General features: G+C 34.8%; 22 protein-coding genes. 15 read left to right on the forward strand and 7 right to left on the reverse strand.

Annotation, left to right across the window (positions count from 1 at the left end; translation table 11 throughout):
* Positions 1-29 precede the first annotated feature (29 nt).
* From HQN85_RS06795 to HQN85_RS06805, 3 genes are read left to right on the forward strand one after another with little or no spacing between them, the layout of a single operon-like run.
* Positions 30-1,256 (forward strand): sensor histidine kinase, encoded by a 1,227-nt coding sequence (locus HQN85_RS06795; protein ID WP_173270500.1) that lies wholly within the window; start codon positions 30-32, stop codon positions 1,254-1,256.
* On the forward strand, positions 1,216-1,719 hold the full coding sequence (locus HQN85_RS06800) for a DinB family protein (RefSeq protein WP_173270503.1): 504 nt from the start codon (positions 1,216-1,218) through the stop codon (positions 1,717-1,719). Before HQN85_RS06795 ends, HQN85_RS06800 begins: the two co-directional genes overlap by 41 nt.
* Positions 1,716-2,141, forward strand: a complete 426-nt coding sequence (locus HQN85_RS06805) for a hotdog fold thioesterase (protein WP_173270506.1) — start codon at positions 1,716-1,718, stop codon at positions 2,139-2,141. The genes HQN85_RS06800 and HQN85_RS06805 overlap by 4 nt, the downstream gene beginning before the upstream one ends.
* A 151-nt stretch (positions 2,142-2,292) precedes the next feature.
* Here the strand turns inward: HQN85_RS06805 and HQN85_RS06810 are convergent, their stop codons facing one another.
* The gene (locus HQN85_RS06810) at positions 2,293-2,652 is read right to left on the reverse strand and encodes a DUF6249 domain-containing protein (RefSeq protein ID WP_173270509.1); all 360 of its coding nucleotides are present in this window, start codon (positions 2,650-2,652) and stop codon (positions 2,293-2,295) included.
* Between the two features lie 313 nt (positions 2,653-2,965).
* Here HQN85_RS06810 and HQN85_RS06815 point away from each other — a divergent pair, with 313 nt between their 5' ends.
* Both HQN85_RS06815 and HQN85_RS06820 read left to right on the forward strand, forming a co-directional pair.
* Positions 2,966-3,547 carry an RNA polymerase sigma factor gene (locus HQN85_RS06815; RefSeq protein ID WP_173270512.1) on the forward strand — a complete coding sequence of 194 codons (582 nt, stop codon included), beginning with the start codon at positions 2,966-2,968 and terminating at the stop codon, positions 3,545-3,547.
* Positions 3,544-4,032 (forward strand): hypothetical protein, encoded by a 489-nt coding sequence (locus tag HQN85_RS06820; RefSeq protein WP_173270515.1) that lies wholly within the window; start codon positions 3,544-3,546, stop codon positions 4,030-4,032. Before HQN85_RS06815 ends, HQN85_RS06820 begins: the two co-directional genes overlap by 4 nt.
* Positions 4,033-4,104: 72 nt before the next feature.
* Here HQN85_RS06820 and HQN85_RS06825 read toward each other — a convergent pair whose 3' ends face one another.
* From HQN85_RS06825 to HQN85_RS06835, 3 genes are read right to left on the reverse strand one after another with little or no spacing between them, the layout of a single operon-like run.
* Positions 4,105-4,677, reverse strand: coding sequence for a DUF2911 domain-containing protein (locus HQN85_RS06825; RefSeq protein WP_173270517.1), 573 nt, complete (start codon positions 4,675-4,677; stop codon positions 4,105-4,107).
* Positions 4,678-4,708: 31 nt separating this feature from the next.
* The gene (locus HQN85_RS06830; RefSeq protein WP_173270520.1) at positions 4,709-4,888 is read right to left on the reverse strand and encodes a hypothetical protein; all 180 of its coding nucleotides are present in this window, start codon (positions 4,886-4,888) and stop codon (positions 4,709-4,711) included.
* 54 nt (positions 4,889-4,942) lie between these two features.
* A complete protein-coding gene (locus HQN85_RS06835; RefSeq protein ID WP_173270523.1) occupies positions 4,943-7,462 on the reverse strand; it encodes a glycoside hydrolase family 9 protein in 2,520 nt (839 codons plus the stop codon).
* 375 nt (positions 7,463-7,837) lie between these two features.
* Between HQN85_RS06835 and HQN85_RS06840 the strand changes: the two genes are divergently transcribed.
* The 5 genes from HQN85_RS06840 to HQN85_RS06860 all read left to right on the forward strand — a co-directional run bounded on the left by HQN85_RS06840 (position 7,838) and on the right by HQN85_RS06860 (position 13,656).
* Positions 7,838-8,713 (forward strand): hypothetical protein, encoded by an 876-nt coding sequence (locus tag HQN85_RS06840; protein ID WP_173270525.1) that lies wholly within the window; start codon positions 7,838-7,840, stop codon positions 8,711-8,713.
* 573 nt (positions 8,714-9,286) lie between these two features.
* Positions 9,287-10,204, forward strand: a complete 918-nt coding sequence (locus HQN85_RS06845) for a hypothetical protein (RefSeq protein ID WP_173270529.1) — start codon at positions 9,287-9,289, stop codon at positions 10,202-10,204.
* Position 10,205: 1 nt separating this feature from the next.
* Positions 10,206-10,970 (forward strand): hypothetical protein, encoded by a 765-nt coding sequence (locus HQN85_RS06850; protein ID WP_173270532.1) that lies wholly within the window; start codon positions 10,206-10,208, stop codon positions 10,968-10,970.
* A gap of 427 nt (positions 10,971-11,397) precedes the next feature.
* The gene (locus HQN85_RS06855; RefSeq protein ID WP_173270535.1) at positions 11,398-13,011 is read left to right on the forward strand and encodes a hypothetical protein; all 1,614 of its coding nucleotides are present in this window, start codon (positions 11,398-11,400) and stop codon (positions 13,009-13,011) included.
* Between the two features lie 9 nt (positions 13,012-13,020).
* A complete protein-coding gene (locus HQN85_RS06860) occupies positions 13,021-13,656 on the forward strand; it encodes a hypothetical protein (protein ID WP_173270537.1) in 636 nt (211 codons plus the stop codon).
* Positions 13,657-13,919: 263 nt separating this feature from the next.
* Here HQN85_RS06860 and HQN85_RS06865 read toward each other — a convergent pair whose 3' ends face one another.
* The gene (locus tag HQN85_RS06865; RefSeq protein ID WP_173270540.1) at positions 13,920-14,528 is read right to left on the reverse strand and encodes a fibronectin type III domain-containing protein; all 609 of its coding nucleotides are present in this window, start codon (positions 14,526-14,528) and stop codon (positions 13,920-13,922) included.
* Positions 14,529-15,944: 1,416 nt separating this feature from the next.
* Here HQN85_RS06865 and HQN85_RS06870 point away from each other — a divergent pair.
* The 5 genes from HQN85_RS06870 to HQN85_RS06890 all read left to right on the forward strand — a co-directional run bounded on the left by HQN85_RS06870 (position 15,945) and on the right by HQN85_RS06890 (position 23,468).
* The gene (locus HQN85_RS06870; protein ID WP_173270543.1) at positions 15,945-16,574 is read left to right on the forward strand and encodes a TetR/AcrR family transcriptional regulator; all 630 of its coding nucleotides are present in this window, start codon (positions 15,945-15,947) and stop codon (positions 16,572-16,574) included.
* Positions 16,564-17,880, forward strand: a complete 1,317-nt coding sequence (locus HQN85_RS06875) for a TolC family protein (protein ID WP_173270546.1) — start codon at positions 16,564-16,566, stop codon at positions 17,878-17,880. Before HQN85_RS06870 ends, HQN85_RS06875 begins: the two co-directional genes overlap by 11 nt.
* 23 nt (positions 17,881-17,903) lie before the next feature.
* Positions 17,904-18,992, forward strand: coding sequence for an HlyD family secretion protein (locus tag HQN85_RS06880; RefSeq protein ID WP_173270548.1), 1,089 nt, complete (start codon positions 17,904-17,906; stop codon positions 18,990-18,992).
* Between the two features lie 2 nt (positions 18,993-18,994).
* Positions 18,995-20,542 carry a DHA2 family efflux MFS transporter permease subunit gene (locus tag HQN85_RS06885; RefSeq protein ID WP_173270550.1) on the forward strand — a complete coding sequence of 516 codons (1,548 nt, stop codon included), beginning with the start codon at positions 18,995-18,997 and terminating at the stop codon, positions 20,540-20,542.
* A gap of 340 nt (positions 20,543-20,882) precedes the next feature.
* Positions 20,883-23,468 (forward strand): phosphoenolpyruvate carboxylase, encoded by a 2,586-nt coding sequence (locus tag HQN85_RS06890; protein WP_173270553.1) that lies wholly within the window; start codon positions 20,883-20,885, stop codon positions 23,466-23,468.
* A 187-nt stretch (positions 23,469-23,655) separates the two neighbouring features.
* On the opposite strand, the gene HQN85_RS06895 is transcribed toward HQN85_RS06890, so the two are convergent.
* Together HQN85_RS06895 and HQN85_RS06900 are read right to left on the reverse strand one after the other, a co-directional pair.
* Positions 23,656-23,904: a DUF6952 family protein gene (locus tag HQN85_RS06895; protein ID WP_173270555.1), complete on the reverse strand. Its 249-nt coding sequence runs from the start codon at positions 23,902-23,904 to the stop codon at positions 23,656-23,658.
* Complete coding sequence (locus HQN85_RS06900; protein WP_173270558.1) at positions 23,904-24,212, reverse strand: thioredoxin family protein; 309 nt, start codon at positions 24,210-24,212, stop codon at positions 23,904-23,906. Before HQN85_RS06900 ends, HQN85_RS06895 begins: the two co-directional genes overlap by 1 nt.
* Positions 24,213-24,218: the final 6 nt, after the last annotated feature.

Raw genomic sequence — 24,218 nt, forward strand, 5'->3', positions numbered from 1 at the left:
ACATTTTTTTGTAATTTGCCATCACCGTTATGAACCCATACCAAAAAAAGCGTCGCTGGAAGATATTTTTACTTGTTTTTGCTATCGTTATTGGTAGCGCTTCTGTTTTCTATTCTGGCTTCTTTGTAAAAAAAATGGAACGAGAAGAGGCAGCTCAGTTTCAACTTCGTGTTAAAGTTTTGGAAGCACAAATGAAAATGTATGATAATGAACAGTTAACTGGTGTTTTCGATTTGATTAAGAAAAACACCAAAATGGGTATTATCATTGTTAGACCCGATAGTTCAATTTTATGGGATGGATTAGATAGTACCAAAACTATGTATAAGGACGATGAGAAAAGAGTTTATGATTCTCTTTATTTTGTTCGCCAGCTTGCTAAAATGAAAGAACAGCATCCGCCCGCTAGGATGATTGGTAGTGAAGGAGAGCCTTTAATCGCATACTATAAAGACTCATTCATTTTAACTCAGTTACGATATTTCCCATATATACAACTTGGGGTAGTAGCTTTATTTGTTCTGGCCGCATATGTAGCTTTCAGTCAGGCTCGTAAAGCAGAACAAGATCAGGTTTGGGTAGGTATGGCAAAAGAAACTGCACACCAATTGGGCACACCCATTTCATCGCTTATGGCCTGGGTAGAACTCATAAAATCCAGATTCGATGCAGAAGATGATCCCTTAGTTGCAGAAATGGAAAATGATATTCATCGATTAGAAATTATTACAGATCGTTTTTCTAAAGTTGGCTCTAAGCCTATACTTGAGGATCATATTGTTTATGTAGTTATTCAAAATTTTGTTGATTATTTTAAAGTTAGAACCTCTGATAAAATCAACTTTAGCATAACAGGAGACAATCAGGTAAGAGCTTTATTAAGTGTTCCATTATTTGATTGGGTAATTGAAAATCTATTAAAAAATGCTGCAAACGCCATAGAAAATGAAGGAACTATTACCATTAACATTATAGAAAATTTAGCCAAAGAAGAAGTATTTATAGATGTAAGCGATACTGGAAAAGGTATTCCTCGCTCTAAATTCGATACCGTTTTTCAGCCTGGTTATACCACACGTAAACGAGGTTGGGGTTTAGGTTTATCCTTAACCAAGAGAATAGTAGAAAATTACCATAAAGGCCAAATATTTGTAAAAGACTCTGAATTAGGAAAAGGCACAACCTTTAGAATTATATTAAAAAGTAGTATTACATATGAACCGACCACAAACACAGGAGTACCCAGAATGGGGTAACACATACATTCGCCTTGTTGAAGGTGATGTGATTGAAATACTAACGAAACAAGCTACAGATTTTGCTGAGTTCATTAATAGTTTAGTCGAGAAGGCTGATTATGCTTATGCTCCAGGGAAATGGACGATTAAAGAATTGATTGGGCATATTGTTGATACTGAACGTATTTTAGTATTTAGATTATTATGTTTTGCTAGAGGCGAAAAAGCGCCATTGCCAGGCTTTGAGGAAGATGATTATGTAGCCGCTGCAAACTTTGCAGATCTCAGTTTATTCAGTTTTGCCGAAGAATTTATTTTGTTAAGAAAAGCTAATTTATACCTCATTAATTCTCTAAATGAGGATGAACTTAATCGTATAGGAAATGCAAACGGCAAACAAATGAGTGTACGATCTTTAGTTTATATACTTGCTGGCCATATCATTCATCATACAAATGTGATTAAAGAAAGATACTTATGATTTGGTTTAAGGAGTTTACTCCAGCAATGCTGAATGATAGACCAAAAAATCATATTGGCGCATTATTGGGAATTGAGTTTACAGAGGTGGGTGAAGATTATGTGTGTGCAACCATGCCTGTTGATGAAAGAACACATCAACCTGCAGGAATTTTACATGGCGGGGCATCTGTAGTTTTAGCCGAAACTTTAGGTAGCATTGCATCATATATGTGCATCAATCCAGAGAAACACATAGCAGTTGGTTTAGAAGTAAACGCTAATCACATTCGTCCTGTAAGTTCTGGCTTTGTAAAAGGCATTTGTAAACCATTACACATTGGTGGAAAAACTCAAGTTTGGGAGATTAAAATGTATAACGATAAAGGAAAAATGAATTGCGTGAGCAGATTAACAGTTGCTATTTTGCCGAAATCAATTTAAAGTCAGAAAGACCGGAAGTCCGGTAGACAATGATATGAACTAAAAGTTTGCCGTCATTGCAAGGCACGAAGCAATGACGATAGTGTAAAATAAAAAAGTCCAGAGCTGTTTCCAACTCCGGACTTTTTTATTTTCTGTCTTTAAATTCCGACTAACTATGTTTATCTAACCAGCTTTTCTCAATAATATAAGAAACGATTAAGCCAATTCCGCCAAATACACCAAGGCAACCGAAGTAAATCGCTACAGATTGTCCTTCTTCAGCGTCAGTCATGTTGCCACCAAATACACCTCTTACTGTAAACAAAGCAACTAAAAGACCAACACCTAGGCCAACTAATAATAAACCGAATTTTAAACTTAAAAATGGTTGCGGTGTAGATTTACGAACGCCAGGATCTATTCCGCGTTCAATCATTGCCATTTTTTCTTTGTTGTTAAAATATCTTATTCCGAATATCATTGCAAATGTGCAGATGAAAAATGTGATGGGTACTAATATTCCTTCCATGATCTTATTTTTTTAATGTTAAACTTTCTTTTTCGTTTATGAACCGTGTTCTGAAATCTATGACAACAAGAAAAAAAATTAGGTTACACCCCATTAAAGAAAAAAATAATTTTGTGGTTTTAACTTGTTGACCTGCTCGTCTTTCCCGTGAAACGGCAATCAACGCATAAAAGCTTTATTGTATTACGATTCCCAATCGAGTTGGGAATGAATAGCATAAAGAAATCCGTTGTGTTTAAATAATAGTATTAAGTATAATTACTTTTAAATTAGTGTAACCTGTTTTAAAACGTAGGCGTCTTAGTTCTATCTTATGCAGCTAAAAGAAACAGATTTAGATTTAATTACAGCAGTGCTAAATGGCAATACCGCAGACTATGCGGTGTTAGTTAAACGCCATCAGCGCTTTGTATTTACGCTAGCGCTACGTTTCGCTAAAAACAGAGAAGATGCTGAAGAAGTTGCACAAGATGTTTTTGTAAAAGCATATAGAGCGTTAGGAACGTTTAAACAAACTTCTAAATTTTCTACTTGGCTATATACAATAACGTATACTACTGCAATGACTTTTTTACGCAAAAAAAGGTTGGATACCCAATCTATTAATGATGATGAGAACGTTTTACAAATTGCAAATAGTGGTACTGATTTTGATGCCAACATAGTAGAAAAAAAATCGAACTATGCATATTTAAACCAGGCAATCGATTTGCTTTTGCCAGACGATGCCGCAATTATTACCTTATTTTATAAGGGTGAGCAAAGTTTAGAAGAAATTGGCGAAGCCTTAAGTATGGAGCCAAATACCGTGAAGGTAAAACTGCATAGAGCAAGGCAACGCCTAAAAGATAAATTACAGTATTTGTTAAAGGATGAAGTTAAGGAATTGATATGAACACGATAGAAGAACAACTTTGGAACTACATCGACGGTAATTGTACTGCCGAAGAAAAAATTGAAATTGAAACTAAAATAGCTGTCAATATTCAATATCATAGCATTTATAAAGAATTACTGGCTGTGCATAACGAGCTTAACACACTTGATTTTGAAGAACCATCTATGTCTTTTACACGTAATGTAATGGAAAAGGTAAATTTAGAATTAAAGCCTGTTGCCTTAAAAACGAAAATAGACAATCGAATTATTTATAGCATTGGCGCATTCTTTTTCCTGTCTATTTTAGGCTTATTTATATATGCAGTCGTTAAAAGTAATGTTACTTTCGATTTCAAAATGCCAGCTCTAAATTTCGACATCGCAAAACACATTAATGCAACAACCATTCAAATTTTCATATTTGTTGATGTAGCCTTGGGTTTACTTTACTTAGATAGTTTTTTAAGGAAAAGAAAAGGATTAAAGCAAAAAGAAAGTTAGTTATACATACAAAAGCCGCTGATTAACAGATTTAGTTCTGTACATCAGCGGCTTTATTATTTAAACAGATTACTATTTCTTAAAATGTATGGGTAAAGCTACCTGAGTAAAATCCCATGCGATAACCAAATTTGCACCATCAGCTAAATCTGTAAATGTCATAGAGAGTGCCTCAATAGGTTTTTCTAATTTAGTTACGGGAACCTCAACTCTTACCAAATCTTTGGCTTCATCGTAAGTAAGTCCCCATCTGCTAGTTTGCTTATTTACAATAATTGTCCATTTATCTTTACTCGGAATAGCAAATAAACTATAAGTACCAGCTTTAATTTTCTTATCGCCAATAGTTACTTTTCTATCGAAGTAAATCTCTGTGCTTTCATTTGCACCTAAACGCCACACTTTATCAAACTGCTCTAAAACACCAAAAATCTCTCTGCCTTTTCTTTGTGGGCGAGAATATAATACCTTGATGATAGGCAATGATGTATCTTCTTTTTTAACTTTTGTTGCATTAAGTGGATAATAAAGTGCATCTAGTGGACTAGCGTCCAAACCTGGAAACTTAATAACAGCGGGTGCATTTTGTGCAGTTGCTGCAAGACAAAATAATGCCAAAACAAGGCATATGCTTAATTTCTTCATATCAACAAAATTAAAAGGAACAGTTGAAGATCTAGTATTCGCGACCTTTTACAATTTTATTTAAAAATACTCCCGCGAAGATTAGGCCCAAGATACCACCTAAAACAACCCATCCAAAATTAGTTGTTACTGATAAAATTGATGCCATACCCGCTAAAAGGCCTATTACGTACCAAACCCACTCAAAGCTATTTTTATTTTCTGTACTCATTTTTGTATAATTTTGTGCCAAAGGTAAATATTTATTTTAAAAAAGTTTAGGCATTTAACCCTCCTCTTTCAATAAATTATTAATTGTGACTAACTCATAACCAGCATTTTTTAATTGTTTAATTAATTCTGGCAATCGATTATAAAATTTATCTGTTCGTCTTGGATCTGTTCCTATATGGAGCAAAAGTATAAAGCCATTTAATCCATTAGGATTACTTTTATCATAATCTAATATAGACTTGTAAATCTCATCACTACTACGATAGGCTTTGCCCATTTCTGGATAAGTATAATCTGCATTTGAACGGGTTCCTGAAGTGAAATTGACTAATTGCTTATCCATTTGACTAGTCCAATTTGCAATTTGTTGGTTGTACCATTCGTAAGGAGGTAAAAAATATTTTGCATCTCCCATTTTAATCCCAAACTTTTCCATTGCACTATAGTTCGCTATCAAATCCGATTTAAACTGCAATTCTGTTACAAGTAAACTATCCCTTTTAGTCCAATCATTATATAACAAATGACCATTAGAGTGTGGTCCTAAATAATTACCATTTGCCTTTAAAGTTTTAATTAGTGATGCAAACTTAGCCTTACTATAAAATCTTCCTGTTAAAAAAAAAGATGCCTTTACATTTTCATTCACCAATGTTTTGTTAATGCTTTCACCACCATCTGCAAATTCATCACCCGTAAAAACTAATGCGATTTTCTTTTCGGTGGTTTTACCTCTAATAATTGCGCCTTGCAAACTTTGAAACTCTTTCGGAATTGTTTTTACGCTGCTATCATACGCAGCTAATAAATAAATTAAAGATGCAGTTCCATCCATAGTCGGTTCGTTGGTGCTGTAATCTCCATAATCATCATGGTACACCGCCAAATCACTTTGAAATTCTGCATATTCATCAGGTTCACCTAATTGAATACCAATTAAGTTTTTATAAATATTAGTGTACACAGGTCCATCAACCAAACCACCATCTATTGGGTATTTTTTTAAATGGGTAAAAGCAGAGTGTGGATCAGTGGGCGTATCTGCACCATTTGGTAAACCATACACCATGCTCGTCCCCCATGGGTTGCAACCAAAAATCCAATCGAAGTTTGCTTGCTCTAGTTCTGTAAAACTTTTATCGCCGCTTAGGTTTTTATACCACATACATTGTTGTGTAAAAGCGACTGTTAAATTGTTACTGCACCATATAAAAGGAACTCCTCTGTAAAAGGCATTCTTTTTGGCTCTATCCCAAACCTGTTCAATACCTTGTTTATAATATTGAGTTAATTGTTGGCGCATTAGCGGATTTAGCTTCGACAATTCGTAATGTCCAATATTTACAAATGGATAATACTGATAATGGTTAGCTGTGTCCCTTGTTAACCAAGGTGTAATAGGCTCCATTTTCGCATAACTTAACGCTTCTTTCGCATTCTTTTTCCAAGATTTCGAATCAACTAAAGGAATAGAGGCATAAGCTAGTTCCATATCATCTACCCAATTATCTTCTGCATATATATAAGGAGATTTTACAGAAACGGTTTGGGTAACTCCCTTTTTAATGTTTGCGTAAGCCAAAGCGCTCATTGCCTTTTTAGCCAATGTTTGTGCATAGTTTTCATCCGCCGATGCGAAAATCTTAGACCCTAATGCAAAAGCACTTGTAAATTTAGCGGCAGTAGAACTTGTACCTTTGGTATTGTTCATAAACTTGCCACGTTGTTGTGGTTCGCCGTCTATATAATACAATGGGCGTTCAAAACCTTTACCATACTGACTATCTTCTTTAGGAATTCTCATTGAGAGATGATCACGATCATCTGCCAATTGGTTAAACATGATGTTCTCTTTTGGATGCATTTTTAACAGCCAATCTAAACCCCACTTTGCCTCATCTAAAACATCGGCTCTACCATTTTTACCTTCCAAACCGTTTGCTTGTTTTTCATCACCAAAAGCTTGTGGGAAATCACGGTAAGCCATTAATAAATGATAGGTTGCATTTGCAGAAGTGGTAGAATATTGCAAATAATCACTTGCATCATGCCATCCGCCAGAGGCATCCATATAGGTGCTGTCTTTAATACCAGCTTTTGCTCCATACAACACATAGCCATCATGTGTGTGGCAACTATCTCTTAAATAAGGATTAAATCCGCTGCGTTGTTGTCGCATGTAACGCAGTGCGAAATCTGCCGTGTGGCGATACACTTCATCATTAATATTAATTTCTGGAGATTTAATTTCCGCAATGCGAATGAAATATTTACCTGGTGTTTTAAAGTCTGAGAAATTTAATCGGGCCGTTGCGGTAAACGGGCCATAAGCACCAAAAGATTTAATATTGGTAGAAGTGTACACCACTTTTCCATTTTGATTAATAAGCTCGAACTTATCTGGAACCTGATTGGTTTTGCTTGCCCAAATGGCAACCTTGCTCGATGATGGTTGATAACCTAATAGGTTTATTCTTATCCAACTATTACTTGAATCTGTTGCGGGTTTTGGAATAAAAGAAGTTAAGGTAAGTACTAATAAAACGGCTTTGAATAAGGATAATTTTTTCATCTGCATATTTATATTTGGGTTGTCTTATACTTTGCTTAAAGCGCATCCTCATGCTCAGCTTGGTTAGGCATCTTAATGCCATAATCAGACTTTTCGCTTTACGGTTCCCGTTTTCACGGGAAAGACGAGGAAGCTAAACACAGTACCAAATTACAATTTATTATTTAAGCTATTAAAAGTTAGCGTACCTTTTAAAAAAGATATCGTAGGGAATATAGGTAACCCAGCTGTATGGAGCACCACTCATTTTTCCAAAACAAGTCGAAATTATAATTTAAAACTCTATTTTTTCATTTGGATTACCAATGTTGATAATTCAGATATAACAAAGACATTAGCTCTATATATATTTGTGACTGTAAATTAATGAGTTACATGAGAGGAGTAAGATATAATAGGACAGTTGTACGTATTACAGAGACTAAACATCTACCAACAAAACCAAATTGGTTTGAAAGAAACCAGGGTTTCATTCAGTTCTTAATGATGGTTTTAACGCTTGTTGCTTTGGGTGCTACAATATATTTTTCCCAACAATCTTTGAAGCAGAGTTCTGAGCAACTTAAACAAGGTAAGATACAGTTGAAGCAAGCTTCCGAACAATTAAATCTGGCTCAAAGCCAATTTAAAGAAAGTGTTAATCAAAGGAAAATCGATTCTGGAAAATCGGATGAAAACGAAAAAATTCAGAACAAGCGTTTTGATATACAAAACAATATTAATAAAAAGAATTTGAATGCGATTGAACTACAAGCTAAAATTGCTCAAAGCCAATTTGAAGCACAATCCAAGACAACTGCCGAATTACTTTACCAAAATCGTCCCATCTTCATGATAGGCGATGCCAATTTTGACACCTTAGAAAATAGGGGGCATTTAATGATACGTAATATTGGAAAGCGACCTGCTAAGATAATTAGAAGTAAACTATTTGCGTTTGATGCTAATACTTATAAAAGAGTTCGTGTAAGTTATACTCCATATGACAATCTTGAATTAAACGAAAACTCATTAGGCAAATTTAGCATAGAAATGTATAAAGGAGAGTTTGACGATAATCGTACTTTATATTATCTTCATTTTGTATATGAAGATGTGATTAACGGTGAAAATAAACATTTTCAAAAATTTTTCACTTTGAATAAAACTGATGGCAAAACAGAATGGGCAGAACTAAGTCCTGATGCTCAATCCTTTTTAACGAAGCAGATAATATATAGAAAATTCAATTTAGATTTAAAAACCAACTAGGAAGTTTAATGAAGTTGCAACATTGTTAAGAAGGTTGTTATTCTTTTTTAACGGACATTTCTCACCAATTGCTCGCTTCATCCACTGTCAGTTTAATTACAATTCTCGTCATTGCGAGGCCCAAAGCAATCTTACAACGTGAAAAAGTATATCCCTATATCTTTAAGATTGCTTCTTACCTCGCAATGACGATTTAGATGCTCAGCTTGACTGGGCGTCGTAATGGTATAATTAGTTTTCGCTTTACGATTTCTTCTCTTAGCCGTTGTCTCTCCGATCATTTAAATGTTATATACTAATATAGTTTCGGCAGGTGAGACATCAGCCAATAGGAGAATTCAAAATTATTGATTACTTTTAATAATCAAAGTGTAATCCATAGGCAATTAATTACAAAATCTTTAAAAAATCCATGAAGAAGTTCTCAAAATTAAATTTTTGCATAAGCTTGTTAAGTTTTGCGTTCACGGTGCTGGTTCTCCATTCTTGCAAAAAAGAAAACGTTGAATCTGGAAACGTTATTGCAGAGCAAAATCTTGGTACACATCTCCTACAAAAACTAGCGTTTCTGTTTTGAGGTCCAGCAAAGGGGAAACAATAAATCTCAAACAAGAACCCGTATGGAGCAGTGCACAAACGTATAAATTAGAAAATGGTACAGATATAGTATCTATGCCTCTGAAAATTAGCCTCACTTCCCAAACCCCACTAACTGGTAGTATGGCGCTTTTAATCTATAAAACCGATAAAGGCTTTAAATCCAAAATTGTATACAGCAAAGATTCGTCTTATAACACCATCCTTTCAAAATCAATTATTGAGAAGATGTATCAAAAAGCCCTCGAAAAAGAAAATTCGCTTGTACAAAACCTTTCCTCAAACGGGAGGGACAAAACTATGAGCGCCCCTATGGTGCGGGAAAAGGGAGAACATTGCGTTGAGTGGTATCTACTCACAACATATTATGATGAAGACGGCTATTTTATAAGTGATGATGTTGAATATTTGTATACGATTTGCACATTTGTTGGCGATGGTTCAGGAGGCAACGCCGCAAATCCCAACAATTGTTCCGATCTTGCGAGCGCATTGACATACGAAAGCATTTCAGAAAATGGCTCTAGAAGTGTTACCACCGAAGCCCCAGACCGTAAGAAAGCAATTTACCAGTGGAAATTCATACAAAACTCGCTTGGTCTGTGGAATTATGTTAGTACAGAAACTGGTTATTATAAAAAAGTCGGTTCTGATTGGCGCTGGGACACTCTAACGCACACTAAATATACAAAGAACGGGACTTATATTGGCGTAGCATTACGGGTAGATCATATTAGTGATGTTGCAACGATTGGACTTTATAACGCTTCAATAACCATTTATTGGGAGTTTACTGGTTCATTGGTTTGTAATGGTTCTCCGATCAACACACATACTACTTCCTCATCTGTTAGCCCTACATTTACTATAGTCCAAGACGTAGCAGAAGAATAATATGAAAAACAATATTTTTTTTTTATTTCTCTTGAGTATAATACTTGCGTGTGGTTCAACAAATAAATCTTCTACTCTCAATGCTGTTGCTATAAGATGGTCCATTCCTCTAGTTAACCCGGCAGATGGATCTCTTCAAAAAATGGCAGATAGTTGTTATCTATATTATTTGGATAGTTTAGTATTAATTCGCGTGCCATATGCACATACCGAATATAGCTATGGCAAAATTAATGACACTAAAACTAACCGAGATACTACTAGTGTTATAAAAAAGGAAACAAAGTTTAAAAACTACATTTTTAAAAAAGATAACCCTTTCGGACTTCAGTTCGAAACTATTACGAGCATCTCCTTCCAAAGATTTAACGTCGATTCATTATTAAAGGCAAAAACCTTCAAGGGGGTGCGCTTTTATAATGAGGTAAATGATACATTAGTCGAAAGCATCAAAATATCAGATGAAATTCTATTGGAAAAGTATATTCCAAAGACTAAAATTGATGAGAGTTATTCCGACTCGACCTATTTGTACTTAAACTCTGACCTTAACGGTATTAATTATACCTTATCCAAACAGATAGACAGTTTGAAAAAAAAGAAGCTTTATCAAGTAAAATATATTTACAATGAAATTCCCAACGGGATTAGTGGCCATGTCACTCTTCCAAAAAGGGAATTCATCTTTAGTTTTACTGAGATGAGAGTAGAGAACCAAATAGAGATTATCAATTTTTTTAACCGCTTTAAAAAGTACTCAAAATAATTTTTTAACTAAATGTTTAATAACATACAATTATAGGCAGTAGAATCTAAGATAAAAAAGCCATTCTAGTTGATTGGCTTTCACATTTAACAATTCTTTATGCTACAAAGCTTCTCACCAGTACCTTTTACAGAAATGCACACATAACAATTGTTGTCATTTCGAGTCACATAGCAAATCTACCTCGTGTAAAATATCACCTATTTCCTTAAGATTGCTTCGTACCTCGCAATGACGACTCAATAAAAAGCCATTAATATCATAAAGTTTTGATATAGTTCGCCAACCCTGCAATATTATTAGTGGTATGCTTATGTATTTGCATTACAACGTTTTACTTAAGTAGATTATTCTTATAATTAGTTTGATTTTAACTTTAAATATTTTGATATTTAATATAGATAAATAACCAAGTAAAACTAGCTATATGAAAAAAAATTACATTCTAGAAAAGCGGAACAGTTACGCTTTAATCTTATTCATTTTTATTGCCTTGTGTACTAATTCTTGTAAGAAGGAGATTTATGACGTTGAAAAATTAGACCCTGCAAGAAAAAAAGAAATGCTTGCCCATATGAATGGGCCTAAAGTAGAAACCATCAATTTTGCTCAATTTAAAAGTAAGGTCAATATCAACGCTTTAGGTACATTGAAAAGTTCCTTCATTACTGGTCCATCCTCAAAATCAAAGTTAATGGCAGTAAATACTGAAGAAACTTATAACGGCTTTGCGATAACAACAGATAGCATAAAAGTAATCAAAGCCAATGGGCATACCAGTTATGTATTTCCAGTAAAACTGTCGAGCAAAAGAGCAGTTTCATTTCAAAATTTAACAATTGAGGAAAGTCCAACGGGTACTATAGCGTTTGTAAATACCTATACTCCATCAAAAAAATGGATAGCAGATTGGAAAGCGGGCCATGCAGGCAAATTCGATGGAGATATTGGTGTTACCTATCTTAATCTAAACACTGGAAATCTACCTAGCACTCTTTCGAATAGTAAAACAAACACTCAAGGAAAAATAAGTTCCACTAAAGATCATAATGCCATTTCACTAGCGCAAGTGTGTAATACAACAACCTATTATTATGCTATCCCTTATAGTTGCGGTTCTGGCCAACATGGTCCTGGCGACAGCCGTTGTGCGCTAACTGGTTCTGATGCGGCCGGTTACGTGTATATAACAAGTGAAATTACAACTTGTTATGATATTCCTGATGGAGGTGGTGGTGGTGGCGGAGGAACTACGCCAACTCCACCGGGAGATTATGATCCTTGTAGTGGAAATCCACCTCCTCCAATAACTTATGACAATAATGCATTTAGAGGTGGAAAATTAGCTAAACTTCCAGTAAGTCCATGCGATGAAGAACCTTTGCCTCAAGATCCACCTGTTACAAAAGAAATAATCAATAATATTACAGACCCTTGCTTAAAGACTACAATTAGCGAAGCATTAGCAACAAACAAAGATGTTAAAGGATTTTTAAGTGACCTAATAAACAAATATGCTGGTTTAAATAATGGCATTAAAATTAATCTTTCTAATGGGAACATTAGTATGCCAGCACAGACAAATCCAAGTTTTGAATCAAATGGAACATTTAAAGCAGATATTACATTTCAAAATGGTTATTACAATGATGTTTCTAAAGAGGCGGTGATTGCTGCTTTAATCCATGAAGTTGTACATGCTTACCTTTACCAAACAAACAGTACATATAAAAATCAGACAAAAGCAGAGCAGCATAATTTTCTATTTACTAATTTTGTACAAGACATAGCGACATATTTAACGAATAAATACAATATGCCTGCTCAAGATGCTTATGGTTTGGCTTGGAGCGGAATGGGAGATATTTATAACAATGCAAGTGATAATGACACATTCGTCACAACTCCAGCAGTACCAGCTACGGCTACAACTCCAGCAATACCTGCAAAAACAATGACAAAAACAGAATTAGGTAGTGCTGTTGCCCCTTACAAGCATACTGATACAGGCTCAAAGGGGACACCAAATTGTCCTAAGTAATAATATCGTATGAAAAATAAATTATTGTTGAAAATTGTATTGGTCTCTTTGATCCTATTTCAGGGTGCTGTTTCTGCACAGGAAAATAAAAAAAATATTCCTCCATTGTATAATTATCTTCAAAATAATGCAGACAGCACTATAATTTTAACATATCAACAAGACTTCCTGTATCCAGCTGTACATTTTATTTTAAGTAAGCAGTCTGGTAATGTCGCATTGTATTTATACGGTTCTCCTTATGACAGACGAGGGCTAGATGCGATACCTAGAAACATTAGAGGTTTTTTTCAAAAAAGAGATATCGAAATTAGTCGGTTAAAGGTTGACACCAATTCTTATTTTAATCCAAAATATGTTAAACCCAAAAAAGCAGTAAAATTATGGAGGAAGACTATGTCTTATCAACCATGGCAAATAAGCGACGATGCTATTGATGGAGAGGGTTGTGCTAAAAGTGGGAATAATGATAACGACATTTATGATGGAGGAAGCATTAGTTTATTTTTAATAACAAAGGGCAATATAAAACGATTGTACTTCTATGCTCCAGCATTTTATGATAAAAAATGTCCTAAAAGAAATGGCAGAAGAAGTATTTTAGCAATTGAACGACTATTTAAAGCCTATTTTGGAAAGGTATAAAGCATTGCCATGTTGATATGACGGTTTAAGATCGGAAATGACGTTTTCGGCATATTTTAGAAAATAAGAAACATTTATTTTTCAGTACAACAAAAAAACTGGTCATGGAGAGGTTGCCGTCATTGCGAGGCACGAAGCAATCTTAAAGCGATAGGTGATATATTTTTTCACATTGTAAGATTGCTTCGTGCCTCGCAATGACGAATCTTCTCAACAAAAAAGCCACTCTGTGAGTGGCTTTTTTACATTTACAAATAACGTTCTTATAACACAAAGCTTTTCACTTCATCACTATAAATTCGATCTGTGACGCTCCCTATTGCAGTTACTCTAAACTCGTATTGAGCACCACTCTGTAAATTAGTTAAAGCCAAAGAACTTTTAGATTGCACATTAACAACCCAAGTTTCTTCGCCTAAAATGCGATACTCAAACTGATAACTGATAGCGCCACGAATGCTACTCAATTTTAAATTAACAGTACCTTTTTCTTTAGGCTGTACTGTAAAGTTTTCGGGTTTTGGTAAAATACCAACTGGAGTAGTTGTTTTTGCTAAGCTAAATCCCGAACTCAACAAAACAACTTCGTTGCTTTGTCCATAGGCTTCAACATAAAGTGCTAACTTTTCTAACAGTCCCTCTAACTGTAATCGAGTTTGGTTTTTGATGGCAATTTGAGATTTTCCCCCTGCTTCAGCATTACTTAATGCTTCGATGTAACTGTTAGTTGCTGCAGTAATCTCAGTCAACGCTGGAATAGGAGTTGAAAAATTTGCATTAGCTGTCATACTATCCACTATAAATTTTGCTTTAACATCTAGCTCTGTGTCGCGATAACGGCTAAAGCCTGTTATAATTCTTGGTCTTGTCATTGGTTTGTGTGTTTAACCCCACGTATTCTTATTCACATAAAAATGAACTATAAATAGGTGACTGGGTATGAAATTAATAGATAAATTGCTTTTTAATAAATGATTTGAATTGTTTTAGATTTTATAATCAGTTATAAACGAGTATCAGTAGTTCATCTTCATATGAAGATTGATTAAAAGCATATTACAATTATTCATCTTCATATGAAGATTGGTCAAAAGCATATTACAATTGTTCATCTTCACATGAAGATTGATTAAAAGCATATTACAATTGTTCATCTTCATATGAAGATTGGTCAAAAGCATATTACAATTGTCCATCTTCACATGAATATTCGTTAAAAGCATATTACAATTGTTCACCTTCATATGAAGATTGGTTAAAAGCATATGACAATTGTTCATCTTCACATGAAGATTGGCTAAAAGCATATGACAATTGCTCGTTTCAAATCTTCTACTCTTCTTTAGCTGTTGTTGCGCTTTGGCGGTAGTCGCCCTCTTCTTTCTGGTAAAGCACCAAACGAAGAGAACTGCATTGTTTTTAAAGAGAGTTTAATCATTATATCTGTTTTCAAGTTTACTGGTTATTCTTGTTGTTGAGTTTAGCGCATCAAGCGAACTTAGCTGTTGCTATTGAGACTGATTGTTTCCCAAAAATCATCCATTTCTGCTATTCCTAAACTAGTGATAAAGAAAATACTAGACAAGTAATTTATAAGTTAATTTGTTAATTATCAGTTAATTATATAAACAATTGCGATAATATTTTAAGAACAAATTAATTTTAATGCAAGAGAGGTCAAAACACATATTCTCTATGAACGAAAGTGTATAGGTTAGGGTTGACAAACTTTTATTTTGGTGTATGGGTGTGTTATAGATAAAGCATTTAAAATTAGCCGCAGATATGTAGATTTTAGACGAATTATCTATCTGCACATATGCGGCAAAAAAAAATTTCAGCAACTGAAAGGCGCTGTATCAGAATTAATTTTTAATTTTTTTAACAACATCATGTTTCGGAAAGTCGTCATTCCCGTTTTCACGGGAATCTTAATGCGGTAAAAAGGCTACGAAATTTTCCTTTAGTAGAGCATTACGATGCCCAGTCGAGCTGAGCATGACAATACCGCCAAATATAATTCATCTGCAATTTCTAAATTATAAATACTTTTCATTGCGAGGCACGAAGCAATTCTAAAGGGATAAATTATATCGCTTGCATCGTTGTAAGATTGCTTCGTGCCTCGCAATGACGAAAAAAAATTTGTAGAAAAGAAAGTCCTGTACTTTAAGTGCATAACTAACTAATAAATGAAATCATGATTTATCATCTAATTGTAAAACCACAACGAACAAATTTGGAAATTAATCAATCGATTGATTAACTTTGCCCTGTCAAAAAAGAAAATGGAAAAAACTGATAAGAAAACTGATATCCTAAGGGCAGCAGAAATGTTGTTTTCTGAATTTGGCTTCGAGGGCACTTCTACCCGTCAAATCGCAAAGGAATCGGGCGCCAACATGGCGATGATTAATTATTACTTCGGTAGTAAAGAAGGGGTTTTTTTAGAGATTATGGAAGGTAGAATTTCTGGACATAAAACAACTTTGAATGCTATAAGCGAACTTCAGGTATCACCCGTTGATAAGCTAATGCGGGTTATTGATCAATACACGCAAAAGATTTTCTCCAACGTTTGCTTTCACAGAATGATGCAAAGAGAACTTTCTTTAGGTCAGCGACCAGAAATATATGCTAAAATAAAAGATGCGATCAGAGAAAACCGCAAAGTAATAGAAAAGATATTTGAGGACGGCGTAAAAGAAGGATTTTTTAAAGAGGTAGATGGTAGAATGCTCGTTGCAACAATTTTTGGTGCAATTAGCTCTGTCTCTTCACAACCAGATAAAGTGATAGATGATCCAAATTTTGATATTGATAACGATGAACAACGCGAAGAACTTCGACAACGCTTATCTGCTTTCTTACAACACCTCGTACAATCCTATATAATAATTCCAAAAAATGATAACTAATAAACTCAAAACACTCTTCATCGCTTTACTGCTCCCTGTAGCTTTACAAGCGCAATCTGTTAAAAAATTAAGTTTACAGGAAGCTATAGATTTAGGTGTAGCCAATAGCAAAAACCTGAAGCTATCACAAAATAAAATTGATGAGGCAGTAGCAAGACTTGCCGTAGTAAAAGATAATGTTTTGCCAAGCGCTTCTGCCAGTTTTTTATACAACCATGCCGAAATTCCTACAAATACCTTAACAATTGGTGGTGGCAACCCAATACATTTACCTAACAGAGCCGATGCTTTTGTTGGCACCGCAGCTGTTCAAGAAGTAATTTATGGTGGCGGCAAATACAAATACGCACAAGAAAGTACCAAGCTATTAACAGATGTTGCTCGTTTAGATGCTGATAAAAACAAAGAAGAAATTAGCTATGCGATTATCAATACGTATTTCTCTCTATTTAAAGTGATGCAAAGCAAAAAAGTAGTGGCGCAAAATTTAGAAGCCATTGCAAGTCAGTTGAAACAAGCGCAACGCTTTTTTGATCAAGGCATTGTTACTAAAAATGATGTGTTGAGATTTCAACTACAACAAGCTAATGTTTCCTTAACGGATTTAGAGATTGAAAATAATCGCAAAATCATCAATTACAATTTAGATATCCTTTTAGGTCTACCTGAAGATACTGAAGTGGCTATTACTGAAAGCGATTTACCTTTAAAACCTGTTGAGCCTTTAAGTGCTTACATCAGCACTGCGTTTAGCAACAGACAAGAATTACAGCAATTAGACTTGCAAAATAAAGTGGCCGATTTTAATATCAAATCTATTAAAGCAAATACAAGACCTACGGTTGGTATTGGTGCTAATCTATATTACATCAATCCGAGTGGTAATTTTATTCCACCGTCAGAACAATATATTATGCCAATTACACTTGGCGCAACAGTTTCGTGGAACATCGCTTCTTTATGGAACAACAAAAATAAAGTTGCCGAAGCAAAAATTCAGCAAAAGGAAATTGTTTTGCAGAAAGATGTGGTAGCTGATAATGTAAAAACAGAGTTGAATAAAAACTATCAGAATTACAATCTGGCTGTACAAAGAATAAACATTTTAGAAACTTCAATTGCTCAAGCTACAGAGAACGATAGGTTATTGGAATCGAAATATAAAAACAACATTGCTTCTGCTACAGATAGAATTGATGCGGAAACTCTTTTATACCAAGCTAAAATTAATTTAGAATTGGCAAAGGCCGATGCAAAATTGGCGTACTATACTTTATTAAAATCAACAGGAAAAATTTCTCAATAATATAACCATAACAACATATTACAATGACAACAAAACCAGAAAAAAAGAAAAATAAAGTTTTACCTATTATCCTAGCGGTATTAATTATTGCTGGTGCAACATTCGGTATTAGCGAATACATATATTCTACAAAACATGTTGATACGGATGATGCGCAAATCGACGGAGATATTAGTCCGGTTGTAGCTCGCGTAGGTGGCTATGTAAAGGATATTAATTTCGAAGAGAACACAAGAGTAAATCAAGATCAGGTTTTAGTAACCCTAGATGATAGTGATTACAAAATTAAATTAGAGCAAGCCCAAGCTGGTCAAGTTGGTGCAAATGCAGGTGTTGGTGTTACACAAGCACAAATTGTGGCAACAACAGCAAATACAAGTACTGCAAAAGCAAATATTGCAGCTGCTCAATCTAATGTTCAAGCAGCAAATGTGAAATTAAGTTTAGCACAAAAAGATTTTAATCGCTATGCGAACTTAATTAAAGATGGTGCAATTACACAACAAGCGTTCGATCAAGCAAAGGCGAATAAAGAATCTGCAGAAGCAGCAAAAGCAGCAGCTCAGGCAGCTTATCAGGCAGCAGTTGATCAATATAATGCAGCTGTTAAACAAGTTGGAACAACTCAATCGCAACTCGGTGTGAGTAGTTCTGGTGTAAGTCAACGTCAATCTGATGTAGATTTCGCTAAACTTCAATTATCATACACTCAAATTAAAGCGCCTGCAACAGGTATTGTTTCTAAAAAGAATGTTCAAAAAGGTCAGTTGGTACAACCAGGCCAATCCCTGTTCGCTATTGTAAACGAAAACAGCTTGTTCGTAACGGCTAACTTTAAAGAAACACAGTTAGAGGAAATTAAACCAGGTTCAAAAGTTAAAATTACCGTAGATGCTTATCCAGATGAGCCAATTGAAGGAGAAGTTTATAATTTTTCTCCAATTACTGGCGCAAAAGGCTCTTTATTGCCTCCAGATAATGCAACAGGTAACTTTGTGAAAGTAGTACAACGTGTACCTGTAAAAATTAAATTTTCAGGTAAAGACAAAGAATTATTAGAAAGACTACGTCCAGGAATGAGCGTTAAAGTTTCTGTATCTATAAATAACTAACAATGGCCGAAGTAGGTTTTAAAAAATGGATTATTACGTTTACCGTAATCACTGCTTCATTATTGGAGCTGATTGATACAACGATTGTAAACGTAGCAATTCCTCAAATACAAGGTAACTTAGGCGCAACCCTCGAGGATATTGCTTGGTTATCTACAGGATATGCTGTTGCGAACGTAATCATCCTTCCTATGTCGGGTTGGTTGGGCAGTCGCTTTGGTCGTAAAAATTATTTCTTAACCTCCATCATCGTTTTTACAGTAGTTTCCTTTTTGTGTGGTAATGCAACATCCTTAAGTGAATTAATTTTGTTTAGGATTTTACAGGGATTAGCTGGCGGTGGATTAATTTCTACGGCGCAAGCCATTCTTATCGAGACTTGGCCACGGGAAGATGTTGGTATTGCAACTGCTCTATTTGGTTTAGGTGCGGTTGTTGGTCCAACAGTAGGGCCCACAATTGGTGGTTATATTTTAGAGATTGCAGATTGGCCTTGGATTTTTTATGTAAACATTCCCGTTGGTATACTCGCCGCCTATTGTACCATAACGTTTATTCGAGAGACGCCAAAAGACGGAAAGGGAAAACCAGTAGATTGGTATGGTATCGGGTTACTAGCAATTGCTGTTGGTAGTTTGCAAACGCTCTTAGAAAAAGGAGAGAGTGAAGATTGGTTCTCTACGCCTTATATTACTGCGTTGGCCATAGCATCTGTTTTTGGTTTGTTATTGTTCATTTGGCGAGAGCTAAGTACAGATCACCCTATTGTAAACCTCAAAATCATGAAGAAACGAAGTTTCTCTATCGGGATGTTTACTTCCTTCATTTTAGGGTTTGGTTTATATGGCTCTGTATTCGTATTCCCAGTTTTTGCACAAAACTTATTAGGTTTTACACCTTTACAAACCGGAAAGTTATTTATTGCCGGTGGTATTTGTACTATTTCTATGATGCCATTTATAGGTATCATGTTAAAGAAAGGTGTTCCTGCACAATTTATGGCTACAGGCGGAATGTTCTTGTTCTTTGTTTTCTGTTGGATGTTAAGTAAATCTACTTTAGCCTCAGGAACTGGCGATTTTTTCTGGCCACTAGTGATTAGAGGTTTTGGAATGGCCTTATTGTTTGTTCCATTAACTACATTGGCTATGCAAGATCTAACTGGTCCTGAAATTGGACAAGGATCTGGATTGAATAACATGAGTAGACAGTTAGGGGGCTCTTTCGGAATTGCAGCATTAACTACACTCATCCACGTTCGTATGGGTTTCCACAGAAGTAATTTATTAACGAATATTAACGACTATAATCCTTCATTTACTCAAAAGTTAAATGGCTTGATTAGTAATTTCATGGCAAAAGGCGCTTCTTATTTAGATGCGAAACTAATGACAATGAAAGCAATTGAAGGGTCTGTAATTAAGCAAACGATGCTGCTTACTTACAACGATGCGTATTGGGTAGCCGGACTGATTATGTTATGTTCTATTCCTTTGCTGTACCTGCAAAAGTTTAAAAAGAATACGAATATACCAGTAGACGCCCATTAAATAAAAAAGTCCCGACATAATGCCGGGACTTTTTTTTCCCAAAAAATTAACAATTGTTACAAGAATTCTCTTACAAAACCTTGCGGATACTTTTAAAAGATTTGTTTAACCTTTAATAAAATCCAAGATATGACTTATTTGCAAAAGTTCAAAATTTATATTCCTAATATTTACCTCTTTTTGGTGTAAGAAATATCAATTTCATAATGATTAGGTTCTAATTAAACCCTTAAAGCCTCAATCAGCTTGAGAATTTTCGAATATTACAATAATTACTCTTATTACTAATTGATTTTGTAATAATTTTGTGATCTAAATACAAATTCCTTATCTTTTCGCCATGCAAGCACATCAACCCACTAGTCAGCGAGAATCGATTTTTAATAACGAGGTCATCTCTCGTTTCGAGTTATACAATAGCCTTTTTTTAACCTTACCATTTTATAAGGTAAAAGACACTGGAACTTTGCTTCCTTTGTTTATTAAAAGTTGCGAAGAAGGAGTAAAGCAGCATGAAACTCCAGCAAAGTTGATTGAAGACTTTTTTGAGAAATATACTCCAAATACCGACCCAAAGGATATTATTGATTTACTTTTTAGGTTTATTCAATACATAGAAAGACAAGTGGTATTGTTTGATGCTGTTGAAGACGCTTCATTTAATAAGTTAAATATTACGGATGAACAGAGTTCATTAAGGGCATTGTTTTTAAAGGCTAACGACAATAAAAAACTACACCATAAGGTTGATCAACTTATAGAAGATTTTTCTTTACGCTTGGTTTTAACCGCTCACCCAACACAGTTTTATCCTGGTAGTGTATTGGCTATTATCAACGATTTAACATTAGCCATTAAGAAAAACGACATTACCACCATTAATCAGTTATTGCAACAACTGGGTAAAACACCTTTTTTCAATAAAAAATCTCCAACACCTGTTGATGAAGCATTAAGTTTAGCATGGTATTTAGAAAACGTGTTTTATTTCGCCGCAGCAAATATCCAATCAGGGTTAAATCAGCTTTTAAGCGAATACCATATCGATCCTAAAAAGATAATCGAACTAGGTTTTTGGCCAGGGGGCGATAGAGATGGAAATCCAAATGTACATCCGGAAACAACTTTGCAAGTTTCTAAAATGCTACGTCAAATTTTATTTAGATGTTACTACCGTGATTTTAGAAATATAAAACGACGTATTACATTTAGAGGGGTTGAAGGTGCTATTGCTGTTTTACAAGACGTACTGTATAAAAATGCATTCGATAGCAATCTCGAACCAACAGATATTTCGGACTTCTTGCTAGAAAACCTACAACAAATTAAAGATATTTTAACTAATGATCATGATGGGCTTTTTGCTGATTTAGTTGATGACTTGTTGCGTAAAGTTGAATTGTACAGAAGTTATTTTGCCACTTTAGATATTAGACAAGACAGTAGAATTTTAAGAGACGTGCATGCCTATTGCCGTCAACAAAAACCTATTAACGCTTTATTTAGTGAAGACTACGACAAATTAACTGAGTCAGAAAAACTAAAAGCACTTTCTTTTAAAAACGCCAAAATAATTTATACGGGTGAGCAGGACGGTTTGATTGAAGATACTTTACAGACTATTGCTCAAATTAAAGACATGCAGAAAAGCAATGGCGAATTGGCTTGTCACCGTTTTATAATTAGTAATTGTCAACAAGCGAGTGATATTTTACAGTTAATAGAATTGTTTTTATGGAACGGTTGGGAAGCAGATCAATTAACTATTGACTTTGTGCCTTTGTTTGAAACGGTAAATGATTTATCTGGCGCAGCCGAAATCATGAAAACTTTATATACTCATCCTTTTTATCAAAAACACTTGGCTAGCAGAGGCGGAAAACAAGATATTATGCTTGGTTTTTCTGATAGCACAAAAGATGGTGGTTATTTAATGGCCAACTGGTCTATTTTTAAAGCGAAAGTTGAGTTAACAGAAGTTGCCGAAAAGCACAACATCAAACTAGCTTTTTTTGATGGTCGTGGTGGTCCGCCCGCACGTGGAGGAGGTAAAACACATCGTTTTTATGCCTCAATGGGTAAAGAGATTGCGAACAAAAACATTCAATTAACTATACAGGGTCAAACCATTAGCTCACAATATGGATCTATTGAGAGTGCTGCTTTTAATATTGAACAGTTAATTAATGCGGGTATTTCTGCTGGAGTAAAGGAGAAACACAATGTGTTGTTAGATCCAGAAAACTATGACACATTAGAAGTAATGGCAAATGATAGCTATGAATCGTTTTTAGCTTTGCGCAAACATCCTTTGTTTTTACCTTACTTAGAAACCTTATCGCCCTTAACCTTACTTTCTAAAATTACAATTAGTAGTCGCCCGGTAAAAAGAAATTCTGGCGAAGCTTTAAAGTTAGAAGATTTAAGAGCCATTAGCTTTGTAACTTCTTGGAGTCAGTTGAAACAGAATATTCCAGGGTTCTATGGAATTGGAACAGCTTTAAAAAACCAAGAAAAGGCTGATAATTGGGAACAGGTAGTAAAGACTTATCAGGACTCTGGTTATTTCAAAACTATTATCGACAATTGTATGATGTCTATGAGTAAATCTGATTTTACTATTACAGCTTATTTAGCGCAAGATAAAACGTATGGTGAATTCTGGAAGACCTTATATGATGAATTCGAGCTTTCTAGGGCCATGTTATTAAAGTTGGCTGGTCATCAGAGTTTAATGGAAAATTATCCTGTAGAGAAGAGATCTATTGCTGTACGTGAGAAAATAATTTTACCTCTAGTTCTTATTCAGCATTATGCTTTAGAAAGATTACAGCACAAATTGAATGCTGAGCAACAGCAGGCTTATGAAAAATTAGCCATCAGAACAGTTTATGGTATTGTTAACGCTGGGCGAAATTTAGCTTAATCTCATTCTTGGAAGTTATATTATTCCCGAGCAGATAAATATCCTAATTCAATAGGAATGTATTTCGTAAGTGGAGGTTGTTTTGGAAAGACTTTATATACTTAAAGTCATTACGACGAAATGACCTAAAACAAAAGTGGCTCACAAATTTGTGAGCCACTTTTGTTTTAAATATAATCTAAGAATTTTAACGATCAATAGATCCCATTACTCTTTGTCCAAAAGCATTCAATGCATCTTTTTCAACTGCACCTTCTTTTACCATTTGGTGAACCTCTAGCGCTCCACAAATATTGGTAATCATTTCGCCTGCAACATCCACTTCAGTTTCACTTACGCCTCTAAACTCACAAAACGCTTCTAAAACTTCTAATGTTGCTTCCAATTTTTCTGGAGTGCTATTTTGAAATAACTGTCTTATAACTGGAATTTTCATTACTTTATTTTTGTAAATAATACTGCTAATCCTTCGGCTTTATTCGTTTGAACTTGATCAACCAATTGGCCGTTTTCAAAAGCTGCAAAAGTTGGTAAATTGTCAACGTTGGCAAACTTTCTTGAGTTAGGATATTTTTCTGCATCAACAATTAAGAAAGCTACTTCCTCATTTTCAGATGCCATTTTTTTAAACTTCGGCTTCATAATTCTACAATTGCCACACCAAGATGCTGCGTATTTCACCATTACCTTGCTGTTTTCGGTCAAATGTTGCTGAAGATTATCTTCTGTTAATTCTAAAAACATAGGATT

It is taken from the genome of Pedobacter boryungensis (assembly GCF_013204825.1).
In the GTDB taxonomy this organism is placed as follows: Bacteria; Bacteroidota; Bacteroidia; order Sphingobacteriales; family Sphingobacteriaceae; genus Pedobacter; species Pedobacter boryungensis.